Source organism: Burkholderia singularis, assembly GCF_900176645.1.
GTDB lineage: Bacteria > Pseudomonadota > Gammaproteobacteria > Burkholderiales > Burkholderiaceae > Burkholderia > Burkholderia singularis.
This window is the reverse complement of sequence record NZ_FXAN01000086.1, coordinates 1-20,793: the sequence shown is the minus strand read 5'-3', so window position 1 is coordinate 20,793 and position 20,793 is coordinate 1. Positions and strand designations below refer to the sequence as shown.

The window sequence follows — 20,793 nt, the reverse complement described above, 5'->3', positions numbered from 1 at the left end:
ATGGAACTCATCAATCACACGGTCATCAACGTGATCATCTTCGTGCTCGCGGTGTATGTCGGCTATCACGTGGTCTGGAACGTGACGCCCGCGCTGCACACGCCGCTGATGGCGGTGACCAACGCGATCTCGGCAATCGTGATCGTCGGCGCGATGCTTGCCGCCGCGCTCACGGTGGGCAGCGTGGGCAAGTTCTTCGGCACGCTCGCCGTCGCGCTCGCGGCCGTCAACGTGTTCGGCGGCTTTCTCGTCACGCGCCGGATGCTCGAGATGTTCAGGAAGAAGGAGCCGAAAGCCGGCGGCAACGCGAAGGAGGGCGCGCGATGAGCATGAACGTCGTCACGCTGCTGTATCTGGTCGCGTCGGTGTGCTTCATTCAGGCGCTCAAAGGTCTGTCGAATCCGAAGAGCGCTAGACGAGGCAATCTATTCGGAATGGTCGGCATGACGATCGCGATTCTCACGACCGTCGCGCTGATCGTCAAGCAGGCCGCGTGGCTCGGCGCGAATCTGCCGCTCGGGCTCGCGCTCGTGCTCGGCGCGCTCGTCGTCGGCGGCGCGATCGGCGCGGTGGTGGCCGCGCGTGTCGAGATGACGAAGATGCCGGAGCTCGTCGCCGCGATGCACTCGCTGATCGGTCTGGCCGCGGTGTGCATCGCGTATGCGGTGGTGGCCGAGCCGGCGGCGTTCGGCCTGGTGCCGCAGGATGCGGCATCGCCGGACTTCATTCCATACGGCAACCGCATCGAGCTGTTCATCGGCACGTTCGTCGGCGCGATCACGTTCTCCGGCTCGGTGATCGCGTTCGGCAAGCTGTCAGGCAAATACAAGTTCCGGCTGTTCCAGGGCGCGCCCGTGGTCTACCCCGGCCAGCATCTGATCAACCTGATGCTCGCGCTCGCGATGCTCGGCTTCGGCGTGCTGTTCTTCCTGACGCAGGCGTGGCTGCCGTTCATCGTGATGACGGCGATCGCGTTCGTGCTCGGCGTGCTGATCATCATCCCGATCGGCGGCGCGGACATGCCGGTCGTCGTGTCGATGCTGAATTCGTACTCGGGCTGGGCGGCGGCGGGCATCGGCTTCTCGCTGAACAACGCGATGCTGATCATCGCGGGCTCCCTGGTCGGCTCGTCGGGCGCGATTCTGTCGTACATCATGTGCCACGCGATGAACCGCTCGTTCTTCAACGTGATCCTGGGCGGCTTCGGCGGCGACGCGGGCGCGGCCGCGTCGGGCGGCGCGAAGGAACAGCGGCCGGTGAAATCGGGCTCGGCCGACGACGCCGCATTCATGCTCGGCAACGCGGAGACGGTGGTGATCGTGCCGGGCTACGGTCTTGCGGTGGCGCGTGCGCAGCATGCGCTCAAGGAGTTGACCGATAAGCTGGCCGACAAGGGCATCGACGTGAAATACGCGATTCACCCGGTCGCCGGGCGGATGCCGGGGCATATGAACGTGCTGCTCGCGGAAGCGGAAGTGCCTTACGAGATCGTGCACGAGATGGAAGACATCAACGGCGAGTTCGGTCAAGTCGACGTGGTGCTGGTGCTCGGCGCGAACGACGTCGTCAACCCGGCGGCGAAGAACGATCCGAAATCGCCGATCGCGGGCATGCCGATCATCGAGGCGTACAAGGCGCGCACGGTGATCGTCAACAAGCGGTCGATGGCGGCAGGCTACGCGGGGCTCGACAACGAGCTGTTCTACATGGACAAGACGATGATGGTCTTCGGCGATGCGAAGAAGGTCATCGAGGACATGGTGAAGGCGGTCGAGTGAGCGCGCGCGACGCGCGGGGCGGCGCGCTTGCCGAGCGGCCGCCTCGCGCGGCCGCTCAGCCGGGCCCGTTACGGGCGTGGACGGAGCCTAGCGCTGATGCATCGGTGCATTCGCGTTGCGCAGATAATCGGCGAGCCGCCGGCCTTCCTGATCGGGAAACGGTTCGCACACCGCAACCTCGCTCATCCGGGCGATATCGAACGTGCGGAAATCCCCGCGCATCTCGCACCACGCGCCGATCGTCCAGCGCCCGCCCCAATACAGCAGCCCGAGCGGCCATACGCGGCGCGCCGTCTGCGCGCCGAACCGGTCGCGGTACGCGAAGCTGACCGTGCGCCGGCTGTCGACGGCCTCGTGCAGCGCATCCACTTTCTCCGAGAATGAGCGGTCGATGTGAAACGACGGGGCGAACACCGCGAGCCGCTCGAGCGTCGCGCGCTTGTCGGCGGGCATCGCCGAGGCGATTTTCGCGAGGGCCGAGCGCGCGCCGCCCGCGAAGCGCGCGCCGCCCCAGGTCTCGATCATCCGCGCGCCGGCCGCGAGTGCGGCCAGCTCTTCGGCGGTGAACGTCAGCGGCGGCAGGCTCGCCGTGCGGTTCAGGCGATAGCCGATGCCGGCTTCGCCCTCGATCGGCACACCGGACAGTTGCAGATCGCGCACGTCGCGGTACACGGTGCGCGGCGATACCGACAGCCAGTCGGCGAGTTGCTGCGCGGTCGTCAGACGCCGGCCGCGCAGCAATTCGGCGATCTGGAACAAGCGGTCGGCGCGGCGCGTCATCGCGGGGCTTTCGAGGAGTGAGCGGGATTGGCAATGTCGCGATGATAGCGCCACGCGTGACGGCCGGCACGTCTGTTTGCGGCGCCCGGCCGTGCGCGCGCGGGCGTCGCCGCGCTCAACGGCATGTGCGCGAATGCAGGCCGATGCGGTTGCCTTCGGTGTCGATCAGATAGCCGATGTAGCCGTAGTTGTTCGGCAGCTCGATTACCGATCCCTGCACGACACCGCCCGCGCGCTTGGCGCGCTCGAGCGCGGCCGTCACCGGTCCGTTCGCGTTCAGGTAGACGGCGACGCCGTGCTCGCCGGGCCTGAGCCGCTGCGGATCATAGACGAGCGCGCCGCCCGTGGCCGCTTCGGGATGCACGAATACCGCGGTCGGTACGCCGCCGATCACGTCGCGTTGCAGTGCGGTGTCGAGCATCGCTTCGTAGAAACGGATCGCGCGTTCGAAATCGAGCGACGGAATGTCGAACCATGCGATCACATGTTCGCTGTTTGCGGTGGTCATGAAGGCTCCTGAATACATGGGTGAAGACGACGTCCCGCCGGGAGATGGGCCGCATCGCGACGGTTTCGCAGTGTGCGCGAGGCCTGCTGACAGCGTGTTGTCAGTAGCGTCGCAGCGTGGGGGGCGCGCGTTCGGCTACGGGGCGAAGCGCGGTGGGCGGGCGGCCGAACGGGCGTTGTAACGGGCCAAGGCGCACGTGGATGCGGCTTGCGTTTGCTTGTTCGGGGTGCGGCCTATTCGCAACTGGCGGGCGCGATCGAGCCGAATGCGAATGACGCGTGAGCGCAGTGGTGCGATGTCGGGCGGCGGCTTCGTACCGGGGCCGGCAAGCGGCTCAAGTCTCGAGTCGCGATCGTGCGACGCGAACGAAAGCGGCGGTACGGCGCGCAATGTGCTGCCGATCCGTGAGATCGCAACGCGATGGGGCGATGCAATCACGCGCGCGCCGCTCTGAACGGTCCGAGGCGCGGCGCGCGCCGGTAATGCCGGGCGAGCGCAGCATGCCCGGCGGTTTGCCGCCCGTCAAGCGTCGTGATCGGCGTCGTCGCTCGCGGATGCGTTGTTGCGTTGCCGCGTGCTGCCCGCGATCAGATCGAAGCGGAACAGCCGGCATTCGAGCGCGCCGTTGAACAGCGGCGTTTTCGCCGATTCGCGCAACCGCAATTGCCCCGGCAGCGTGCGGTCCGAACTCAGCAGGAACGCGCGCCAGCCGGTGAAGTGCTGCTTGAGCGCATCGCCGAGCGCGCGGAAGAACTCGCTGTCCGGCGCGTCGGTGTGGGTGCGGCGGAACGCGTCGTCGCTGCGCGGACGATCCGCGCCGCGCACGTCGCCGCGCGGTCCGCGGCCGCGCACGGCGATTCGCTCGCCATACGGCGGGTTTGCGACGATCACGCCGGGTGTGCCGACGGGCGGCGCCATGTGGCGCGCGTCGAGCTGCTTGAGCCACATCGGCGGCACGCCCGCACGCTCGAGATTCGCACGGGTTTTGTCGAGCATGTCGCCGGAGATGTCGCTGCCGAAGATCGCGAGATCGTCGCGCTTGCCGCGCGCCGCGCGCTTCGCGTCCATCGCGGCGACCTTGAGCGTTTGCCACGTGGTGATGTCGTATTGCTTGAGCTTCTCGAAGCCGAAACGGCGTTCGACGCCGGGCGCCACGTCGAGCGCGATCTGCGCGGCTTCCGCGACGAACGTGCCGCTGCCGCACATCGGATCGTACAACGGCGTGCCGGGCGTCCAGCCGGTCAGCCGCAGGATGCCTGCGGCGAGATTCTCGCGCAGCGGCGCGGCGCCCTTGTCGAGCCGCCAGCCGCGCTTGAAGAGCGGCTCGCCGGACGTGTCGAGGTACAGCGTGCAGTCTGCGGCCGTCAGGAACGCGAACACGCGCACGTCGGGCTGCGCGGTATCGATGCTCGGACGCGCGCCCGTTTTGTCGCGCAAACGGTCGCAGACGGCGTCTTTCACGCGCAGCGTCGCGAATTCGAGGCTCTTGAGCGGCGATTTGATTGCGGTAATGTCGACGCGCAGCGTCTGCGTCGCCGCGAACCAGCGCTCCCACGGCTGTTCGAGCGCGAGCGCGTAGACGTCCTGCTCGTTGCGGTACGGGCGCGAGGCGATTTTCAGCAGGACGCGGCTTGCGATCCGCGAATGCAGATTGGCCGCCATGCCGGCCGCCCAGCCGCCTCGAAAATGCACGCCGCCCGGCACCTGCGCGCCCGTTTCGAACGGGGCGACGGCGTGGCGCGCGGCGATCTCGGCGAGTTCGCCGGCGAGCGCGGCTTCAAGCCCGCGCGGGCAAGGAGCGAAAAAATCGAATAGGGTCGGCAAAGACATAGGACGGGCGGATGCGGGCAAAAGTACGCCATTGTACGCGCGCGCGGGGTGGCCGCGCCGGCGGCGGCCGGGCAGGGAGCGGGGGCGCGTGCGCGGGCGCGCACGCCGGATAACAACAGGAAACGGCGCGTTTGCCGTGGTGCATGGCCGGGGCTGCTTCGGCGGCTGCCCTGGCGTTTTTCCGCCGCTCCCCGACATTTCCGGACGAGCCTTGCCGCTCAATGCGCGCCGCTTTCTCCCGCCGCCCCGCGCGGTGGCCAAACGAGGCTGATCGGCCGCTTGAGCACCGCGCGGCCGATCGCGGCGACGAGCGAGCGCACCTTCGTTGGCCGAAGGCTGCGCGAGCGCACGGCCATCGTGAAGGCGAGCGCGAAGCTCACCGCGACGTTGAGGATCGCCATGCTGAGCACGCCCGCGACGGCCCACCACAGCTCGCCCGAGCGCAGCGTTTGCTCGCCGAGCACGCCGAGCGCGACGCCGATCGAGCCGGCAGACAGCGTCACGTGGCGCACCTCGAACGAGAACGCGAACACGCTGACGATTGCCGGCACGAGGCCGAGCATCAGCCCGAGGCCGACGTTGCCGACCACGCCCGCGACGTTCGAGCGGCAAAAGTGCGCGAGCTTGGCCGCGCCCGCGATGCCGAGCGTGAGCCGCAGGCGCCGGTTGTATGCGAGCGCGTCGCCGACGCGGTGCAGCACGAACCAGTTGTCGGCCCAGCCGGCGACGAGACTCGACGCCCACAGCAGCACGCCCGTCAACGCGGCATAGATCGGCGTCGGGCCGATCAGCGAGAACGACTGCAACGTGGCATGCGCCTTTTGCGGCGAGATCACGTTTGTATGCAGCACGGTTTGCGCGAACATCTGCACGGCGAAACATACGGGCAGCACGACGAGCACGTTGCCGCAGATCGCGGCCGCCTGCGTGCGGATCAGCGCGATCACCGACGACACGAACTGCTTCACGCCTGCGTCGTGCGACGTGCCGTCCAGTTCGCGCGCGATCGTCGGCGCGGTCATCGCCGGCTGCTTGGTGGCGAGCGTGAAATGCAGAAAGTGCATCAGCAGGAAGCTTGCCGCGTAATTGATGCCGGCGAGCAGACCTTCGAGCATCGATTGCAGGTGCGCGCCAGTGATCCAAAACTTGATGCAGACAGTTGCGACCGTCACGAGGCCGCCGCCCGCAGCCATGCGCAGCATCTTCAGATAGTCGGCGCGGCCGCGCGTGATGTAGTGCTCGCCGGTATCGGCGTTCGTCTCGACGAGCTTGCGCGCGAACAGCGCGAAATTGCTGCGCATGAGATGCGACACGCTTTGGCTGTTGTGATTCGCATCGATCAGCTCGGCCGTCAGCCGCGCGAGTCCGCGCAGATCGTCGCGCGCCATCCAGGCGTTCAGCAGCGTCTCCGCGCGCTTGATGCGCATGCGCATGCGCTCGACCTGGAACACGATGTCGACCGACACGCCGTTGCGGTACAGGTGCGCGTATATGTCTTCGATCGATTGCCCGCATTCGTCCAGCAGCACGCGCAGATAGTTCACTTCGTGCAGCAGCTTGCTCGGATCGCCGCCCGCGCTTTCCTCGAGCGCCGCGTTCGCGGTCTCGACGGCGAGCATCGCGCGCGTGAGCCGGAAGAACGGCTGCGCTTCGAGCGGCGCCCGCGCGTCGTCGGTCGCCAGGCGGCTGCGCACGGTCTGCGACAGGCCGGTCGAGCTGATCTGGCACGTCAGGTTATGCAGCGCGGCGAGCAGATCGCGCGAGAACGCGCCGGGCTCGTGGCGCTCCTGGTCCGTCACGTCGAAGGCGAACAGATCGGACAGGCGCGCGAGCAGATCGTCCGGCAGCGAGTCGATCCACGCGGCGTCGGTCGTGAGCGGGAACATCAGCGTGAACAGCGCGGCCAGCTCGCGGCGGTTCGGCGCGGGCGGGATCAGCGACGAGTCGAACCGCTCGACGAGCGCGCCGAAAAAGCCCGAATGCACCGGCATGCCCGCATCGCACAGCAGCGAGATGCCATCGCTGTCGCGCAGCACGCCGCGGATCACGCGCGCGACATTGGTCTTCCACGCGGGATTGCGCTCGAGCACGTGCAGCGCATAGCGCAGCCGTGCGTGCGCGGTCAGCGTGCGCTCGTCGGGGGCGTCGCCATCGGGCGGCGTCCCCGACGTCGCGGCCGGCATCGCGCCGCTGCGCCGCAGCCAATGCGCGAACTCGATCAGCCATTCGGCGCGCTCCGCATACGGCGCGTTGGCGTCGGCGGTCGCAAGGAGCGCGTCGAGCTGGTGACTCGCGTTTCGCGACGCCCGCCATTTCTTGATCAGGGTCGTCAGGGATTCGAACATAAAGAGATAGATGCCGCTTGACGCCGAGTCCGGCCAGCAGGCCGGCGGCGCGACTTGAGGCTTCGCGTCAAAAAACCAGACATATTACCCGCTAAGCATGAACGGCAATCGGCGGGCCAGGCGTCGCGTGCGATGGCCGCCCAATTGATGCGCAGATGGCGTATGCGCATGGCTCGCGAGCCGATTTGCGCGATGCGGTGCTTCACGAACCTTTCGCTCTGGCGTTCTTCAACGCGGGCGATCGCGTCGGGCGGCCTGATCGCCTACTCGAACGTCCGCTAAACACGAAAGGAGCGAAACATGCCAAATTGGGTCATTACAGGGGACAGTACCCCCATGGATAAGATCGTCGGCTACCGGGACACGCTGCAAGCTATGCGGGCCTTCGTTCATGCCGGCGGCGCATTGCAGCACAACCACGTCAACGTGTACGGGCATGCGTTGCCTTCCCCGAACCCGCCGTGGATCACGTTGCGGTTCTCCAACCATAATTTCGAGGTAAGCGAGATCAACGGTCAGCCGATCGACTACAACTATCCTCAACAGTTGCCGGCGTTCGACTGCGGGACGTTTCCGTTCGCTTTTCCCGTCAACCCGGCCGCCGTCAATCTGAATCAGAAAACGCAACTGCTGTTTCTGTTTGCCGAAGCGGCACGCAGCCGGGTGATCCAGGACCGGATGGAGGGTTCGTTTGCCGGCTACGGCGACGTGGATTTGCAAAGCCTGGAGGTGCTGGCGAGGCATTACGCCGCCACCTGCGAGGTCGTGCAGATCAACTGGGTGCATCCGAACCGGCCGCTGACCCGCGGCGATTATCTGGCGTATGCCGCGACGCTTCCGCACGGCTATCCGGTTCGAATCGCGATCGAGCAGTTGCTTGCCTGAGCTTGGGCGGCCCGGCGGCGCGCCGGTCGCAGGATGGCGCAAGCCGGGCGCTTCGGCGGTGGCGCGCTGACGCCGCGGCGCGAGGGCAGCGCGCAGACGGTGCGCGCCGACCGGATTTCGCGTTGGATTCGAGCGCGCCGGCGGCCCGTTACGACGTGCTATCGACGGACTGCGCGCTCCGCGCCGCCGGGCTGGCTGGACAACGGACGACAGGTGCGGCGGGCGCTGCTGCCGCGCCGCCGGCTGCCGGCCGCTTTGCGGGGGCCGCAGCCTGAGTTGGCGCACGTGCGGCAGAAATCGCGTGCACACCGGCCGTGATTTGATCTGCAAGCACGCCGATCGCACGGCGATGGCCGTCGACGAGCGCGTCGTAGCCCGGCTGCACCGGCTCGACGACGTCGGTGCGACACGTCATGACCATTTGGCTCGGCAGCGCGCGCACGCTCCAGACGGCGGTCAGCGCCGCATGCCGGTCCGGCCACGATTCGAAGCGTTGAACGTTCACGCTGATCCGGTAGACGGGGACATTGGCCGGATAAGCGGAATTCGCGACGTCGATCGTATCGAGCCGCCGCGTGAGTGCCGACGACAGCGCGCGGCGTATCTCGTCGGCAGGCTGCGACACCCAGCGCGTTTGCTCGAGCACGTCTACCTGCGACGGACTCTTCTGGACGACGAATTGATTCATCGCGACTTGTTCCGGCACGTCGATCGCGGGCACCTGGATCAAAAATGCGGGATTCGCGCTGACGGCCGGTGCCGATGCGGCAGCGGCCGCCGCCGCGTCGAGCGTATAGAAGCGCGCGGGCGGCGACGAGCAGGCCGCGAGCGCGGCCGCCGCCGCACCCGCGAGCGAGAGGCGCGCGGCACCGCGCACCGCACGCACGGCCCGTGCGATATGGGCCGCTCGGATCGTGTGTGCGGTCATTTCTTGTCTCCTGGTTTGCCTTGCAGCAACGATTCGGGATGCCGTTCGAGATAGTCGGCGAGCGCGTTCAGCGATTGCAGCGTGCGCGTCAGCTCCTTCAGCGCGCCGCGCACGTCCGATTGCAGCGGCGAATCCTGCTGCAGCGTCGCCTCGGCGGTGGTGAACGTCTGCTTGGCTGCTGACAGCGTATCGCGCGCTTCGGGCGCGACTTCGGTGTCGAGCCGTTTGAACAGCTTGTCCGCATTCGTGAGCGCGCTGTTCAGGTTGTTGCCGATCTGGTCGAACGGCACCTTGTCGAGCTTCTTCGCGATGTCCGCGACCTGCAGTTGCAGTTCGTCGAGCGTATTGGGCACCGTCGGCAGCTCGACCGGCTCGTGCGCCAGGTTGAGCTTCACCGGCGAGGTTTTCGGGAAGAAGTCGAGCGCGACGTAGAGCTGGCTCGTCAGCAGGTTGCCGGTTCGCAACTGCCCGCGCAGCCCATGCTGGACCAGGCGCTGCAGCAGCTCGCGCCGCGCCGTTTCGCCTCTGCTGTCCGTCGCGTCGCGAAAGCGTCTGCCGAGCCGGTCGGGGTACAGATTCATCGTCACCGGCATGATGAAATTCTTCGTCTTGGGATCGAAGTCGATGCCGATGTTCGTCACCTGACCGAGCACGATACCGCGAAAATCGACCGGCGCGCCGATCGACAGCCCGCGCAGCGACTGGTTGAAGCTCATCACGACCTGCACGGGCTCGCCGTCTGGATCGCGCATCGCGTCGGCCTGGTCGGCGCCGAGACGGAACGTGGTGTTTTTGGGCGCGACCGGCCCCGCCGACTGGCCGGTGGGCGCCTGGAACGCGAGGCCGCCGAGAATCACGGTCGCGAGCGACTGCGTGTTCAGCTTCAGGCCGCTCGAGTCAAGCTGCAGATCGACGCCGCTTGCCTGCCACCAGCGCGAATTCAGGCCGACGTACTGGTCATACGGCGCGTTGACGAACACGTTGAACGTGACGCCCGTGCCCTCCTTGTCAAGCGAGAAGCCGACCACTTGGCCGACCTGCACGCGCCGGTAGTAGACGGGCGAGCCGATGTCGATCGAGCCGAGCGAATCGCCGCGCAGCACATACTGCGTGCCTTTCTGGTCGCCGGTGACGGCGGGCGGCGTTTCGAGCCCGGTAAACGAGCTCAGGGTCTCGTCCGAGCGGCCGGCGTCGGCGCCGATATACGCGCCCGACAGCAGCGTGCCGAGCCCCGACACGCCGCTCGCGCCGACCCGCGGCCGCACGATCCAGAAGCGCGAATCCTTCGTGGCGAAGCGTTCGGCTTCCTTCTTCAACTGCACGTCGACGAGCACGTGCGACAGATCATTCGACAGCTTGATCGTCTTCACCATGCCGATCTCGACGTCTTTGTATTTCACCTGCGTCTTGCCGGGTTCGAGGCCTTCGGCGCTGCGAAAGCTGATCGTGATGTCGGGGCCGCGATCGAGCACGGATTTCACGACGAGCCCGATGCCGATCAGCGCCGCGACGAGCGGCACGAGCCAGACGAGCGACGGCAGCCAGCCGGTGCGCCGGCTAACGACGGGCTCGGGCAGCTTCGGCGGTTCGCCGCCGGATGGGGAGGGGGGAGCCGCATTCGGGTCGTGCTGCGGGCCTTGCGGACTATTCATGAGGATTCCCTGACGTTTCTTCTACGTTGTCCCAAATGAGTCGGGGGTCGAACTGCATCGACGCGATCATGGTCAGAATTACGACCGCGCCGAACGCGAGCGCGGCGGGGCCGGCGGTGATCGTCGCGAGCGAGCGGAAATGCACGAGCGCGACGGTCAGCGTGACGACGAAGATGTCGAGCATCGACCAGCGGCCGATGCGCTCGACGATCCGGTACAGCCGGGTGCGCTGCATCGGCCGCCACGCGGAGCGGCGCTGCGCGGTGACGACCAGAATGAGCAGCACGCCGAGCTTGAGCATCGGCACAAGGATGCTGGCGATGAAAACGATGGCGGCCAACGGCCATTCGCCCGATATCCAGAAATAGACGACGCCGCTCATGATCGTGTCATCCTGCGAGCCGACGATCGATGTCGTGTGCATGATCGGCAGCAAATTCGCCGGCAGATAGAGGATCGTCGCGGCGATCAGGAACGCCCATGTGCGCGCGATGCTGTCCGGCGTGCGCAGGTGCAGCGTCGCGCCGCAGCGCTCGCAACGTGTTTTCGGGTGCGGCGCGCCGGGCGAAACGGGCGCAAGTTTCTGCACGTGCGCACATGCATGGCAGCTCGCCATGCCGGCACGCGCGGCGGTGACGATCTCGCTCATCGGCAGCGTGCCTCCTCGGCCGGGCTGGCCGATGGGCGCTCGCCCGGCTTGCGCCCGCGTTCGTTCAACTCGTCGGCGATATCCCACAGCGTATGCGGCTCGACCATGACGACGACCGCGAGTATCAGTGTGAGCGCGGCGAACGCGAACAGTGCGGCGTCCGGAATCACGCGCGCCAGACTCACCATTTTCACGATCGTGACGAGGATGCCGAGCATGAACACCTCGATCATTCCCCACGGCCGCACGAATTGGATTGCGCGCAGCACGCGGTTGAAGCCGGGCGGGACGATGCCGGCGCGCAGCGCAAAAAGCACGTAGAGAAGCGCGGCGAGCTCGATCAGCGGAAACAGCAGCGTCGAGCAGAACACCATGACCGCGACGATTTCCATCCCCTGACGCCACAATGTATCGAGCGCGCCGATCACGGTCGTCTGCACGCGCATGCCGTTGACGTCCATTTCGAGGATCGGAAACCCTTGTGCGATCAGGAACGTGATGAGCGCGCCGAGCGTGAGGGCGCAAAGGCGGTCGATTTGCGCCGAGCCGCTCCGGTAGAGCAGTGCGTCACAGCGCGGGCAGCGTGCGGTTTGTTTGCCGCTAAGGCGTGGTTTGTGCAACAGTGCGTCGCACTCATGACAGGCAATGAGAGTGTGTCGTTCCATAGAAAGGGACGGTTGCGCGGTATTGCCGGTGCATGCCCGCAGGGCTGGAATCCGCGCCCATATTACCAAAAGGGCGATTTGCCCGGCGTCAAGTATGCGACATTCGGCTGACGGAGGCGGTCGGCCGCTCGAGCCGCCGGCCGCCTCGCGCCGCCGTGCGCGCTTCTGCCAAGCGCGGCCGGTTACGGTAGCATGGCGGCCGTGGAATGAATGCGTTGCACGGATACGAGCGCGCCGGCGCGGCGCTTCGCATAACTGGAGAATTCATGACCTCGCTTTTTTCATCTGCCTCGGCCCCGCCGGTGGCGTATACGCGCACCGCGATCGCGCTTCATTGGCTGATCGCACTCCTGATCGTGTGCGGCTTCGCGCTCGGCTGGCTGATGACCGATATTCCCGGTTTCACGCCGGCCAAGCTCAAGTACTACTCGTGGCACAAATGGATCGGCGTCACCGTGTTCGCGCTCGCGATCGCCCGCGTGCTGTGGCGCGCCACCCACGTGCCGCCGCCGATGCCGGCCGGCATGCCCGCGTGGCAGCGCGCGGGCGCACACGGCGTGCATGCGCTGCTCTACGTGCTGATGCTCGCGATTCCGGCCACGGGCTATTTGTACAGCTCGGCCGCGAACATTCCGGTCGTCTACCTCGGTCTCGTGCCGCTGCCGCGCCTGATCGACCCGGACCCGGCGCTGAAGGCGACGTTGAAGGCGGCGCACGTCGCGCTCAACTACGGTCTGCTTGCGCTCGTTGCCGCGCACGTCGCCGCGGCCGTCAAGCACCAGTGGCTCGATCGCGACGGCGTGCTGTCGCGTATGCTTCCCTTTCTCAAATAACCCGGAAATCAGGAACGCTTATGAAAGTCTCGTTCTACCGTTACATGCTCGCGGCGTTTGCAGCCGCTTCGGTTGCCTTGTCGGGCGATGCGCTTGCACAGGTCGATCTGGCCAAGAGCAAGGTGTCGGCCGTGTCCAAGCAGATGAACGTGCCGACGGAAGGCGTGTTCAAGAAGTTCAACGCGCAGATCAAGTTCGATCCGGCGAAGGCCGCGCAGGGCAGCGCCCAGGTGACGATCGATGTCGCGAGCTACGATCTCGGCGATCAAATGTACAACGACCAGGTCGCGGGCAAGGACTGGTTCGACGCGAAGACGTATCCGCAGGCGAGCTTCGTGTCGACCGCGATCGCGCCCGCGGGCGGCAACAAGTACAACGTGTCGGGCAAGCTGACGATCAAGGGCAAGACCCAGGCGGTCACTTTGCCCGTGACGGTCACCTCCAGCGGCGCGACGCAGACGTTCGACGGCGTGCTGCCGATCAAGCGTTCGGCATTCAACGTCGGCACTGGCGAGTGGAAGGATACGTCGATCGTTGCCGACGAAGTGCAGATCAAGTTCCATATCGTCGCCGCGAAATGACGCGGGCGGCTTAGGCCGCCGGGGCCGCCGCGTCGCGGTCCCGCGCTGTTTTTGTTTCACTCGACTCACGGCTCTGGGCGGGCCGGGAGATTTTTTCGCACCACCACGCCGCCCTGGCGGGCGGCCCCGTCACAAGGAGATTGATTTGAACCAGCAACTGATGATCGCGGCGGGTGCGCTGGCCGCCGCACTGTCGTTCTCGGCGCACGCCGCCCCCGACACCTACAAGTTCGACCCGACCCACACGTACCCGAGCTTCGAGGCCGACCACTTCGGCGGGCTGTCGGTGTGGCGCGGTAAGTTCGACGAGTCGAGCGGCACGGTGACGCTCGACCGCGCGGCGAAGACGGGCACGGTCGACGTGACGACGAAGGTTGCGTCGATCGCGACGGGCAATACGAAGCTCAACGAGCATTTGCAGACCGCCGATTTCTTCGATTCGGCCAAGTATCCGGATGCGAACTACAAGGGCACGATCAAGTTCGAAGGCGACAAACCGGCGGAAGTGGTCGGCAATCTGACGCTGCATGGCGTGACGAAGCCGCTGACGCTGAAGATCGTTTCGTTCAAGTGCATGCCGCATCCGATGCTGAAGAAGGAAGTATGCGGCGTGGATGCAGCCGGCGAGTTCAACCGCGACGATTTCGGCCTCGACTACGGCAAGCAGTACGGTTTCAAGATGAAGACGAAGCTGCTGATCACGGCCGAGGCGGTGAAGCAGTAAGCGTGATGCGAAACCGCGCGTGCTTGCGCTGCGCGGTGGAGCAGGCTACGCGGCCGCGCTTCGCAAGGAGCGCGGCCTTTTTTTGTGCGCTGGGATGCGCACAAAAAAAGGCCGGTTCGCAACGAACCGGCCTTCATCGTTTTCAAGCGTCGCCGCCGAGCGGCACGTTCAAAGCAGCACGAGCAACGCTTTCAAGCGGTGCGAATCCCGCTCAAACCTGGGCTCCCGCATTCGGGTCGTTCGGGTCGTGCGCGGCTTTTTTCTCTTTCATCAGATCCTCGCGTTTGATCCCGAGCCACATCGCCAGCGAACCGGCGACGAACACCGACGAGTAGATGCCGAACATGATGCCCACCGTCAGCGCGAGCGCGAAGTAGTGCAGCGTCGGGCCGCCGAAGAAGAACATCGACAGCACCATCATTTCGGTCGACGTGTGCGTGATGATCGTGCGCGACATCGTGCTGGTGATCGCGTGGTTGATCACTTCCTGCACGCTCATCTTACGTTCACGGCGGAACGTCTCGCGGATTCTGTCGAAAATGACGACCGATTCGTTGACCGAGTAGCCGAGCACCGCGAGCACCGCGGCCAGCACCGACAGCGAGAACTCCCACTGGAAGAACGCGAAGAAGCCGAGAATGATCACGACGTCGTGCAGGTTCGCGATGATGCCCGCGACCGCGTATTTCCACTCGAAGCGAAACGACAGGTAGATCACGATGCCGATCACGACGCACGCGAGCGCGAGCAGGCCGTCGGTCGCGAGTTCGCGGCCGACCTGCGGGCCGACGAACTCGACGCGCTGCAATTGCACGTCCGGGCTCTGCGCCTTCAGCCCCGCCATCACCTGGTCGCTCTGTTGCGCGGACGTGAGCCCTTGCTTGAGCGGCAGCCGGATCAGCACGTTGCGCGACGTGCCGAAGTTCTGCACCTGCGCATCGGCATAGCCGAGCTGGCCGAGCGTCGCGCGCACCGGCTCGAGCTGCGCGGCCTGCTGGTATTGCACTTCGATCACCGTGCCGCCCGTGAACTCGACGGACAGATGCAGCCCGCGATGGAACAGGAAGAACACGGCGGCCACGAACGTCACGAGCGAGATCACGTTGAAGACCAGCGCGTGCCGCATGAACGGGATGTCTTTACGGATGCGGAAAAATTCCATGATGGTCTCCGGCGCTTAGTTGGACGGGCCTTGCTTCGGCGGCACGCCCGGCCCCGAGCGGCGGCGCGCGACCGGCTTGCCGGCGCGCGGCGCATTGGCGGGCTGCTTCGGCGTGGCGGCGTGCGTGCCGGCAAGCGGCGCGTTCGCCCGCGCGTCGTCGCCGAGTTGCGCGGGCGCGCCGGGCGCGTCGGCGGCGGGGCGCCACACCTGCCCGATCGCGAGCGACTGAAGCTTCCTGCGTCCGCCGTACCAGAGATTCACGAGCCCGCGCGAGAAGAACACCGCGGAGAACATCGACGTGACGATGCCGATGCAGTGAACGATCGCGAAGCCGCGCACCGGGCCCGAGCCGAACGCGAGCAGCGCGAGGCCGGCGATCAGCGTCGTGACGTTCGAATCGAAAATCGTCGCCCACGCGTGCGCGTAGCCTTGCTGGATCGCGGTTTGCGGCGCCGCGCCGTTGCGCAGCTCCTCGCGGATGCGCTCGTTGATCAGCACGTTCGAGTCGATCGCCATGCCGAGCGCGAGCGCGATCGCGGCGATGCCGGGCAGCGTGAGCGTGGCCTGCATCATCGACAGCACGGCGATCAGCAGCAGCAGGTTCACCGACAGCCCGATCACCGACACCAGGCCGAACAGCATGTAGTACGCGATCATGAACACGGCGATCGCAACGAAGCCCCAGACCACCGAATGGAAGCCCATCTTGATGTTGTCCGCGCCGAGGCTCGGGCCGATCGTGCGTTCCTCGATGATGTCCATCGGCGCGGCGAGCGAGCCCGCGCGCAGCAGCAGCGCGAGATCGGTGGCCGCCTGCGGCGTCGGCTGGCCGGTGATCTGGAAGCGGTCGCCAAGCTCGGACTGGATCGTCGCGACGGTCAGCACTTCGCCGCGGCCCTTCTCGAACAGCACCATCGCCATCGGCTTGCCGATGTTCTCGCGCGACACCGCGCGCACCGCGCGGCCGCCTGCCGCATCAAGGCGGATGTTGACGGACGGACGCTGATGTTCGTCGAAACCGGCCGACGCGTCGATGATCCGGTCGCCGGTGAAGATCACTTGCTTCTTCAGCAGCACGGGCGTCTGGTTGCCCTGCGTGAACAATTCCTCGCCGGGCGGCACCGGATCGTTCGGATTCGGGTGCGTGTTGAGCGGATCGGCGAGGCGCGCCTCGAGCGTCGCCGTGCGGCCGATGATGTCCTTCGCCTTCGCGGTGTCCTGCACGCCCGGCAGCTCGACGACGATCCGGTCGTTGCCCTGCTGCTGGAGGATCGGCTCGGATACGCCCAGCTCGTTGACGCGGTTGTGCAGCGTCGTCAGGTTCTGCTTGAGCGCGGCGTCCTCGACGGCCTTTTGCACGGCCGGCGTGAACGTGCCGACCACCTGATAGCCGCCGCCGCCCGGCTGCGTGGCCCATTGCAGCTCGGAGACGGACTGCGCGAGCAGCTTGCGCGCCTGCTCCGCGGTGTCCTGGTCGGCGAAATTCGCGACCACAGCTTGGTCGACGCGGTTCACGCCGCCGTCGCGGATACCCTTGTCGCGCAGCAGCGTGCGCGCGTCGGACGCGTCGGAGTCGAGCTTTTTCGTCAGCGCGCCCGTCATGTCGACCTGCAGCAGGAAGTGGACGCCGCCGCGCAAATCGAGACCGAGATACATCGGCAGCGCGTGCAGCGCACTCAGCCAGCGCGGCGACGCGCTTTGCAGGTTCAGCGCGACGACGTACTGCGGATCGTTCGGATCGGCGTTCAGCGTCTTTTGCAGCAGATCCTTCACGCGCAACTGCGTGTCGGTGTCCTTCAGGCGCACGCGGATGGTCGCGTTCGCGGATGCGTTGTCGAACGTGACGTCGTCGGCCGCGACGTTGTTGGCCTTGAGCGCGGTTTCGACCTGCGCGAGCGTGTCGGCGCCGAGCTTGACCGTGGCCTTGCCGCTCGACACCTGCACCGCCGGCGCTTCTCCGAAGAAGTTGGGCAGCGTGTATAGGAAGCCGATGGCGAGCGCCACGACCATCACGACATATTTCCAGAGTGGATAACGATTCATGAGGGGGCCGAACGGGTGGGTTGGCTGGGATTGCGCCGCATCCGGCGCCGCCCGCGCCGCGCATGCGGCGGGGCGCTCGGGCGCGCGAACGCGGCGGCGGGGGCTTACAGCGACTTGATCGTGCCCTTCGGCAGGATGGCCGTCACGGCGGCCTTCTGCACGGTGATTTCGGTGCCCGACGCGATTTCGACGCCGATATAGGCATCCGTCACCTTCGTCACCTTGCCGACGAGCCCGCCGCTCGTCACCACTTCATCGCCCTTGGCCATCGCGGCGAGCATGTTCCGGTGCTCCTTCTGCCGCTTCATTTGCGGACGGATCATGATGAAGTAAAGCACACCGAACATCAGCACGAGCGGCAGGAAGCTCATCAGGCTCGATTCGGCGCCGCCCGCTGCGCCTTGCGCATAGGCATTGGAAATGAACGACACGTTGGTCTCTCCGTGGGAAGATCGAAAAAAACAAGCCGGTTATTCTACCACCGGCCCTCATTGCGACAGCGGCGCAAATGCGCTTTGGTTTCAAGCTGTTAACGACCGTTCACGGGCCGCTCACGCCGATTGGCGCGCGTTTGCGTGCGTATCGAAAGAATATTGTAAGATGTTGCGCGCAACCGGCGTGGCGGGCCGTCAGTCGACGCCGCGCGCGCGATCTTGCGCGAAGCGCTTCCTGAATGCGTCGAACGTGTGCGTATCGATCGCCTCGCGGATCTCGCGCATCAGTTCGAGGTAGTAGTGCAGGTTGTGGATCGTGTTCAACTGGGCGCCGAGAATCTCGCCGACGCGGTGCAGATGATGCAGGTAGCCGCGCGAGAAATTCCGGCACGTATAGCAGCCGCACGTCTCGTCGAGCGGCTTCAGCGCGTTCTTGTGCGACGCGTTGCGGATCTTCACGTCGCCGAAGCGGGTGAACAGCCAGCCGTTGCGGGCGTTGCGGGTCGGCATCACGCAGTCGAACATGTCGACGCCCGCGGCGACCCCGGCGACCAGATCCTCGGGCGTGCCGACGCCCATCAGGTAATGCGGTTTGTCGGCGGGCAGGCGCGGTGCGACGTGCTCGAGCACGCGCATCATGTCCTCTTTCGGCTCGCCGACCGACAGTCCGCCGATCGCGAGCCCGTGAAAGCCCAGTTCGGACAGCCCGGCGAGCGATTCGTCGCGCAAATCCTCGTACATCCCGCCCTGAACGATGCCGAAGAGCGCATTCGGATTGCCCAGCCGCCGGAACTCGTCGAGCGAGCGCTTCGCCCAGCGCAGCGACATGCGCATCGAGTCGGCCGCTTCCCGGTGCGTGGTCGGCACGCCGTTGGTCGCGTAAGGCGTGCACTCGTCGAACTGCATCACGATGTCCGAGTTCAGCACCTTCTGAATCTGCATCGACACTTCCGGCGACAGGAACAGCCGGTCGCCGTTGATCGGCGACGCGAACGTGACGCCTTCCTCGGTGATCTTGCGCAGCTCGCCGAGCGAGAATACCTGGAAGCCGCCCGAATCGGTCAGGATCGGCTTGTTCCAGCCCATGAAGCGGTGCAGCCCGCCGTGCGCGCCGATCGTCTCGAGGCCGGGGCGCAGCCACAGATGAAACGTGTTGCCGAGGATGATCTGCGCGCGCATTTCGTCAAGCTCGCTCGGCTTGACCGCCTTCACGGTCCCGTAGGTGCCCACCGGCATGAAGATCGGCGTGTCGACCACGCCGTGATTGAGCGTGACGCGGCCGCGGCGCGCACGGCCGTCGGTCGTCAGCAGTTCGAATTTGAGGCCGTCGTGCGCATGCACGTGCGTATGCGTATCGTGGGATGAGCCTTCGGTCATCTGTTTGAACTCCTTGCCGCCGGAGAGCCGTTTGCACGGGGCCGCGGTAAGCGCCGAAGCGCTGGCTGCGGCCGACCCAGTGCGGCGCATGTTGAAAGCGCCGCCGGCGAGGGCCGGCGGCGGTAAGAAAGACGGTGGATTGCGGCCCGGGTTCGCATGAGATCGCGCAGCGGCGTTGCCGGCGCGCCCAATCACCGACACGCTGCGCTCATGCGTCGCGGCGATTCTCCTCGGGCAAGTCCCGCCGCGTGAGCAGCATCGCGTCGCCGTAGCTGAAGAAGCGGTAGCGAGCGTCGATCGCATGCCGGTACGCGGCACGGATCGTCTCGAGGCCGGCAAACGCGCTGACCAGCATCATCAGCGTCGACTTCGGCAAATGGAAATTCGTCACCAGCCGGTCGACGACACGAAAACGATAGCCCGGCGTGATGAAAATATCGGTTTCCGCGCGCGTCGCGGCAAGCGGCCGGCCGGCCGCTTCGGCGTCCCGCGCGGCGGCCTCGAGCGCGCGCAGCGATGTCGTGCCGACCGCGATCACGCGGCCGCCGCGCGCACGCGTCGCGGCGATCTGGTCGACGAGCGCGCCGCTCAGTTCGTACCATTCGCGGTGCATCCGGTGCTCGGCGATATTCTCGGCGCGCACCGGCTGGAACGTGCCCGCGCCGACGTGCAGCGTGAGCGTCGCGCGCTCGACGCCGCGCACATCGAGCGCGGCGAGCACCGCATCGTCGAAATGCAGTCCGGCGGTGGGCGCGGCGACGGCGCCGGGATTGGCCGCGAACACGGTTTGATAGCGGGTCTCGTCGATCGCATCGGGCGCGTGCTCGATGTACGGCGGCAGCGGCAGGCGGCCGTAGCGCTCGATCAGCGTGCCGCAGTCGTCGGGAAAATGCAGCGTGAAGAACGGCTCGACCCGCTCGCCGACCGTCACGTCGAACGCGTCGGCGAGCGTGAGCGTCGTGCCGGCAGCCGGGCTCTTGCTTGCGCGGATTTGCGCGAGCGCGGTGCGCGGCCCGGTCACGCGTTCGATCAGCACTTCGATCTTGCCGCCGCTCGCCTTGCGGCCGAGCAAGCGGGCCTTCAGCACTTTGGTATCGTTGAAGACGAGCAAATCGCCCGGCGCGATGCAGCCGGGCAACTCGGCGAAGCGTCTATCGACGAGCCGGGCGCCCGCGGGTGCGTTGCCGACCTCGAGCAGGCGGCTCGCGCTGCGCTCGGGCAGCGCGGTTTGCGCGATCAACTCGGGCGGCAGATCGAAATCGAAATCGGAAAGCGTAAGCATGCGAAATAAAGCTGCGAAACGGGATTGCAAACCGGGACTGCAAACCGGGTCGGGACGGCCGGCCGCACAAGCAAAGCGCGTGGCGGCGTGCGTGAGCCGCTATGATGGCGGGGTTGCGCGGCCGGCCGGCGTGGTGCGTTCGCGTGACGTGAAAGCCGCTATTGTACTTGCTCGACGAAGCCTTCTCTGACCGATGCCCGTACCCGTTCGCCGTTCCGTTGCCGATCCAGCCGAAGCCGATGTGTTCGACGGCGATGCCGTGTCAGCTCAGGCAACTGCCGACGCCGGCGCACCGCGCCGCGCCGCGATGGGGCGCGGCCGCGCGGCCGCGCCCCAT

20 protein-coding genes are annotated in these 20,793 nt (G+C 66.4%); 7 read left to right on the top strand and 13 right to left on the bottom strand.

The genetic code is table 11. The features are described 5' to 3' along the window. Both BSIN_RS19150 and BSIN_RS19145 read left to right on the top strand, forming a co-directional pair. Positions 1-327, top strand: a complete 327-nt coding sequence (locus BSIN_RS19150; protein WP_059569095.1) for an NAD(P) transhydrogenase subunit alpha part 2 — start codon at positions 1-3, stop codon at positions 325-327. Further along, on the top strand, positions 324-1,778 hold the full coding sequence (locus tag BSIN_RS19145; protein WP_059569096.1) for an NAD(P)(+) transhydrogenase (Re/Si-specific) subunit beta: 1,455 nt from the start codon (positions 324-326) through the stop codon (positions 1,776-1,778). Before BSIN_RS19150 ends, BSIN_RS19145 begins: the two co-directional genes overlap by 4 nt. Before the next feature lie 87 nt (positions 1,779-1,865). Here BSIN_RS19145 and BSIN_RS19140 read toward each other — a convergent pair whose 3' ends face one another. Then, positions 1,866-2,558, bottom strand: coding sequence for a helix-turn-helix transcriptional regulator (locus BSIN_RS19140; protein WP_089341619.1), 693 nt, complete (start codon positions 2,556-2,558; stop codon positions 1,866-1,868). 115 nt (positions 2,559-2,673) lie between these two features. After that, entirely contained in the window at positions 2,674-3,066 is a 393-nt protein-coding gene (locus BSIN_RS19135) for a VOC family protein (protein WP_089341618.1), read from the bottom strand. Positions 3,067-3,331: 265 nt separating this feature from the next. Between BSIN_RS19135 and BSIN_RS19130 the strand changes: the two genes are divergently transcribed. Next, positions 3,332-3,520: a hypothetical protein gene (locus BSIN_RS19130; RefSeq protein WP_143757497.1), complete on the top strand. Its 189-nt coding sequence runs from the start codon at positions 3,332-3,334 to the stop codon at positions 3,518-3,520. A gap of 68 nt (positions 3,521-3,588) precedes the next feature. On the opposite strand, the gene BSIN_RS19125 is transcribed toward BSIN_RS19130, so the two are convergent. Both BSIN_RS19125 and BSIN_RS19120 read right to left on the bottom strand, forming a co-directional pair. Next, positions 3,589-4,896 (bottom strand): THUMP domain-containing class I SAM-dependent RNA methyltransferase, encoded by a 1,308-nt coding sequence (locus tag BSIN_RS19125; protein WP_089341616.1) that lies wholly within the window; start codon positions 4,894-4,896, stop codon positions 3,589-3,591. Between the two features lie 218 nt (positions 4,897-5,114). Further along, complete coding sequence (locus tag BSIN_RS19120; protein WP_089341615.1) at positions 5,115-7,241, bottom strand: site-specific recombinase; 2,127 nt, start codon at positions 7,239-7,241, stop codon at positions 5,115-5,117. Between the two features lie 336 nt (positions 7,242-7,577). On the opposite strand from BSIN_RS19120, the gene BSIN_RS19115 reads away from it, so the two are divergent. Next, the gene (locus BSIN_RS19115; protein ID WP_089341614.1) at positions 7,578-8,126 is read left to right on the top strand and encodes a hypothetical protein; all 549 of its coding nucleotides are present in this window, start codon (positions 7,578-7,580) and stop codon (positions 8,124-8,126) included. Positions 8,127-8,274: 148 nt separating this feature from the next. On the opposite strand, the gene BSIN_RS19110 is transcribed toward BSIN_RS19115, so the two are convergent. The 4 genes from BSIN_RS19110 to BSIN_RS19095 are packed head-to-tail and all read right to left on the bottom strand — an operon-like array spanning position 8,275 to position 12,020. Further along, a complete protein-coding gene (locus BSIN_RS19110) occupies positions 8,275-9,054 on the bottom strand; it encodes a PqiC family protein (RefSeq protein ID WP_089341613.1) in 780 nt (259 codons plus the stop codon). Next, entirely contained in the window at positions 9,051-10,706 is a 1,656-nt protein-coding gene (locus tag BSIN_RS19105; protein WP_173678716.1) for a PqiB family protein, read from the bottom strand. Before BSIN_RS19105 ends, BSIN_RS19110 begins: the two co-directional genes overlap by 4 nt. Then, positions 10,699-11,355, bottom strand: a complete 657-nt coding sequence (locus BSIN_RS19100) for a paraquat-inducible protein A (RefSeq protein ID WP_089341611.1) — start codon at positions 11,353-11,355, stop codon at positions 10,699-10,701. Before BSIN_RS19100 ends, BSIN_RS19105 begins: the two co-directional genes overlap by 8 nt. Then, a complete protein-coding gene (locus tag BSIN_RS19095) occupies positions 11,352-12,020 on the bottom strand; it encodes a paraquat-inducible protein A (RefSeq protein ID WP_089341610.1) in 669 nt (222 codons plus the stop codon). The genes BSIN_RS19100 and BSIN_RS19095 overlap by 4 nt, the downstream gene beginning before the upstream one ends. A gap of 266 nt (positions 12,021-12,286) precedes the next feature. Between BSIN_RS19095 and BSIN_RS19090 the strand changes: the two genes are divergently transcribed. From BSIN_RS19090 to BSIN_RS19080, 3 genes are all read left to right on the top strand, one after another. Next, positions 12,287-12,853: a cytochrome b gene (locus BSIN_RS19090; RefSeq protein WP_089341609.1), complete on the top strand. Its 567-nt coding sequence runs from the start codon at positions 12,287-12,289 to the stop codon at positions 12,851-12,853. A gap of 20 nt (positions 12,854-12,873) precedes the next feature. Then, positions 12,874-13,434 (top strand): YceI family protein, encoded by a 561-nt coding sequence (locus BSIN_RS19085; RefSeq protein WP_059516019.1) that lies wholly within the window; start codon positions 12,874-12,876, stop codon positions 13,432-13,434. A 145-nt stretch (positions 13,435-13,579) separates the two neighbouring features. Beyond that, positions 13,580-14,158, top strand: coding sequence for a YceI family protein (locus BSIN_RS19080; protein WP_069233812.1), 579 nt, complete (start codon positions 13,580-13,582; stop codon positions 14,156-14,158). 211 nt (positions 14,159-14,369) lie between these two features. On the opposite strand, the gene secF is transcribed toward BSIN_RS19080, so the two are convergent. The 5 genes from secF to queA all read right to left on the bottom strand — a co-directional run bounded on the left by secF (position 14,370) and on the right by queA (position 20,456). Further along, the gene (gene secF, locus BSIN_RS19075) at positions 14,370-15,320 is read right to left on the bottom strand and encodes a protein translocase subunit SecF (RefSeq protein WP_059569109.1); all 951 of its coding nucleotides are present in this window, start codon (positions 15,318-15,320) and stop codon (positions 14,370-14,372) included. 15 nt (positions 15,321-15,335) lie between these two features. Further along, a complete protein-coding gene (gene secD / locus BSIN_RS19070) occupies positions 15,336-17,363 on the bottom strand; it encodes a protein translocase subunit SecD (protein ID WP_059516024.1) in 2,028 nt (675 codons plus the stop codon). Between the two features lie 104 nt (positions 17,364-17,467). Continuing rightward, on the bottom strand, positions 17,468-17,794 hold the full coding sequence (gene yajC, locus BSIN_RS19065; protein ID WP_059516026.1) for a preprotein translocase subunit YajC: 327 nt from the start codon (positions 17,792-17,794) through the stop codon (positions 17,468-17,470). Between the two features lie 198 nt (positions 17,795-17,992). Further along, on the bottom strand, positions 17,993-19,174 hold the full coding sequence (gene tgt / locus BSIN_RS19055; protein WP_089341629.1) for a tRNA guanosine(34) transglycosylase Tgt: 1,182 nt from the start codon (positions 19,172-19,174) through the stop codon (positions 17,993-17,995). Positions 19,175-19,382: 208 nt separating this feature from the next. Then, positions 19,383-20,456 (bottom strand): tRNA preQ1(34) S-adenosylmethionine ribosyltransferase-isomerase QueA, encoded by a 1,074-nt coding sequence (gene queA / locus BSIN_RS19050; RefSeq protein ID WP_089341608.1) that lies wholly within the window; start codon positions 20,454-20,456, stop codon positions 19,383-19,385. Positions 20,457-20,793: the final 337 nt, after the last annotated feature.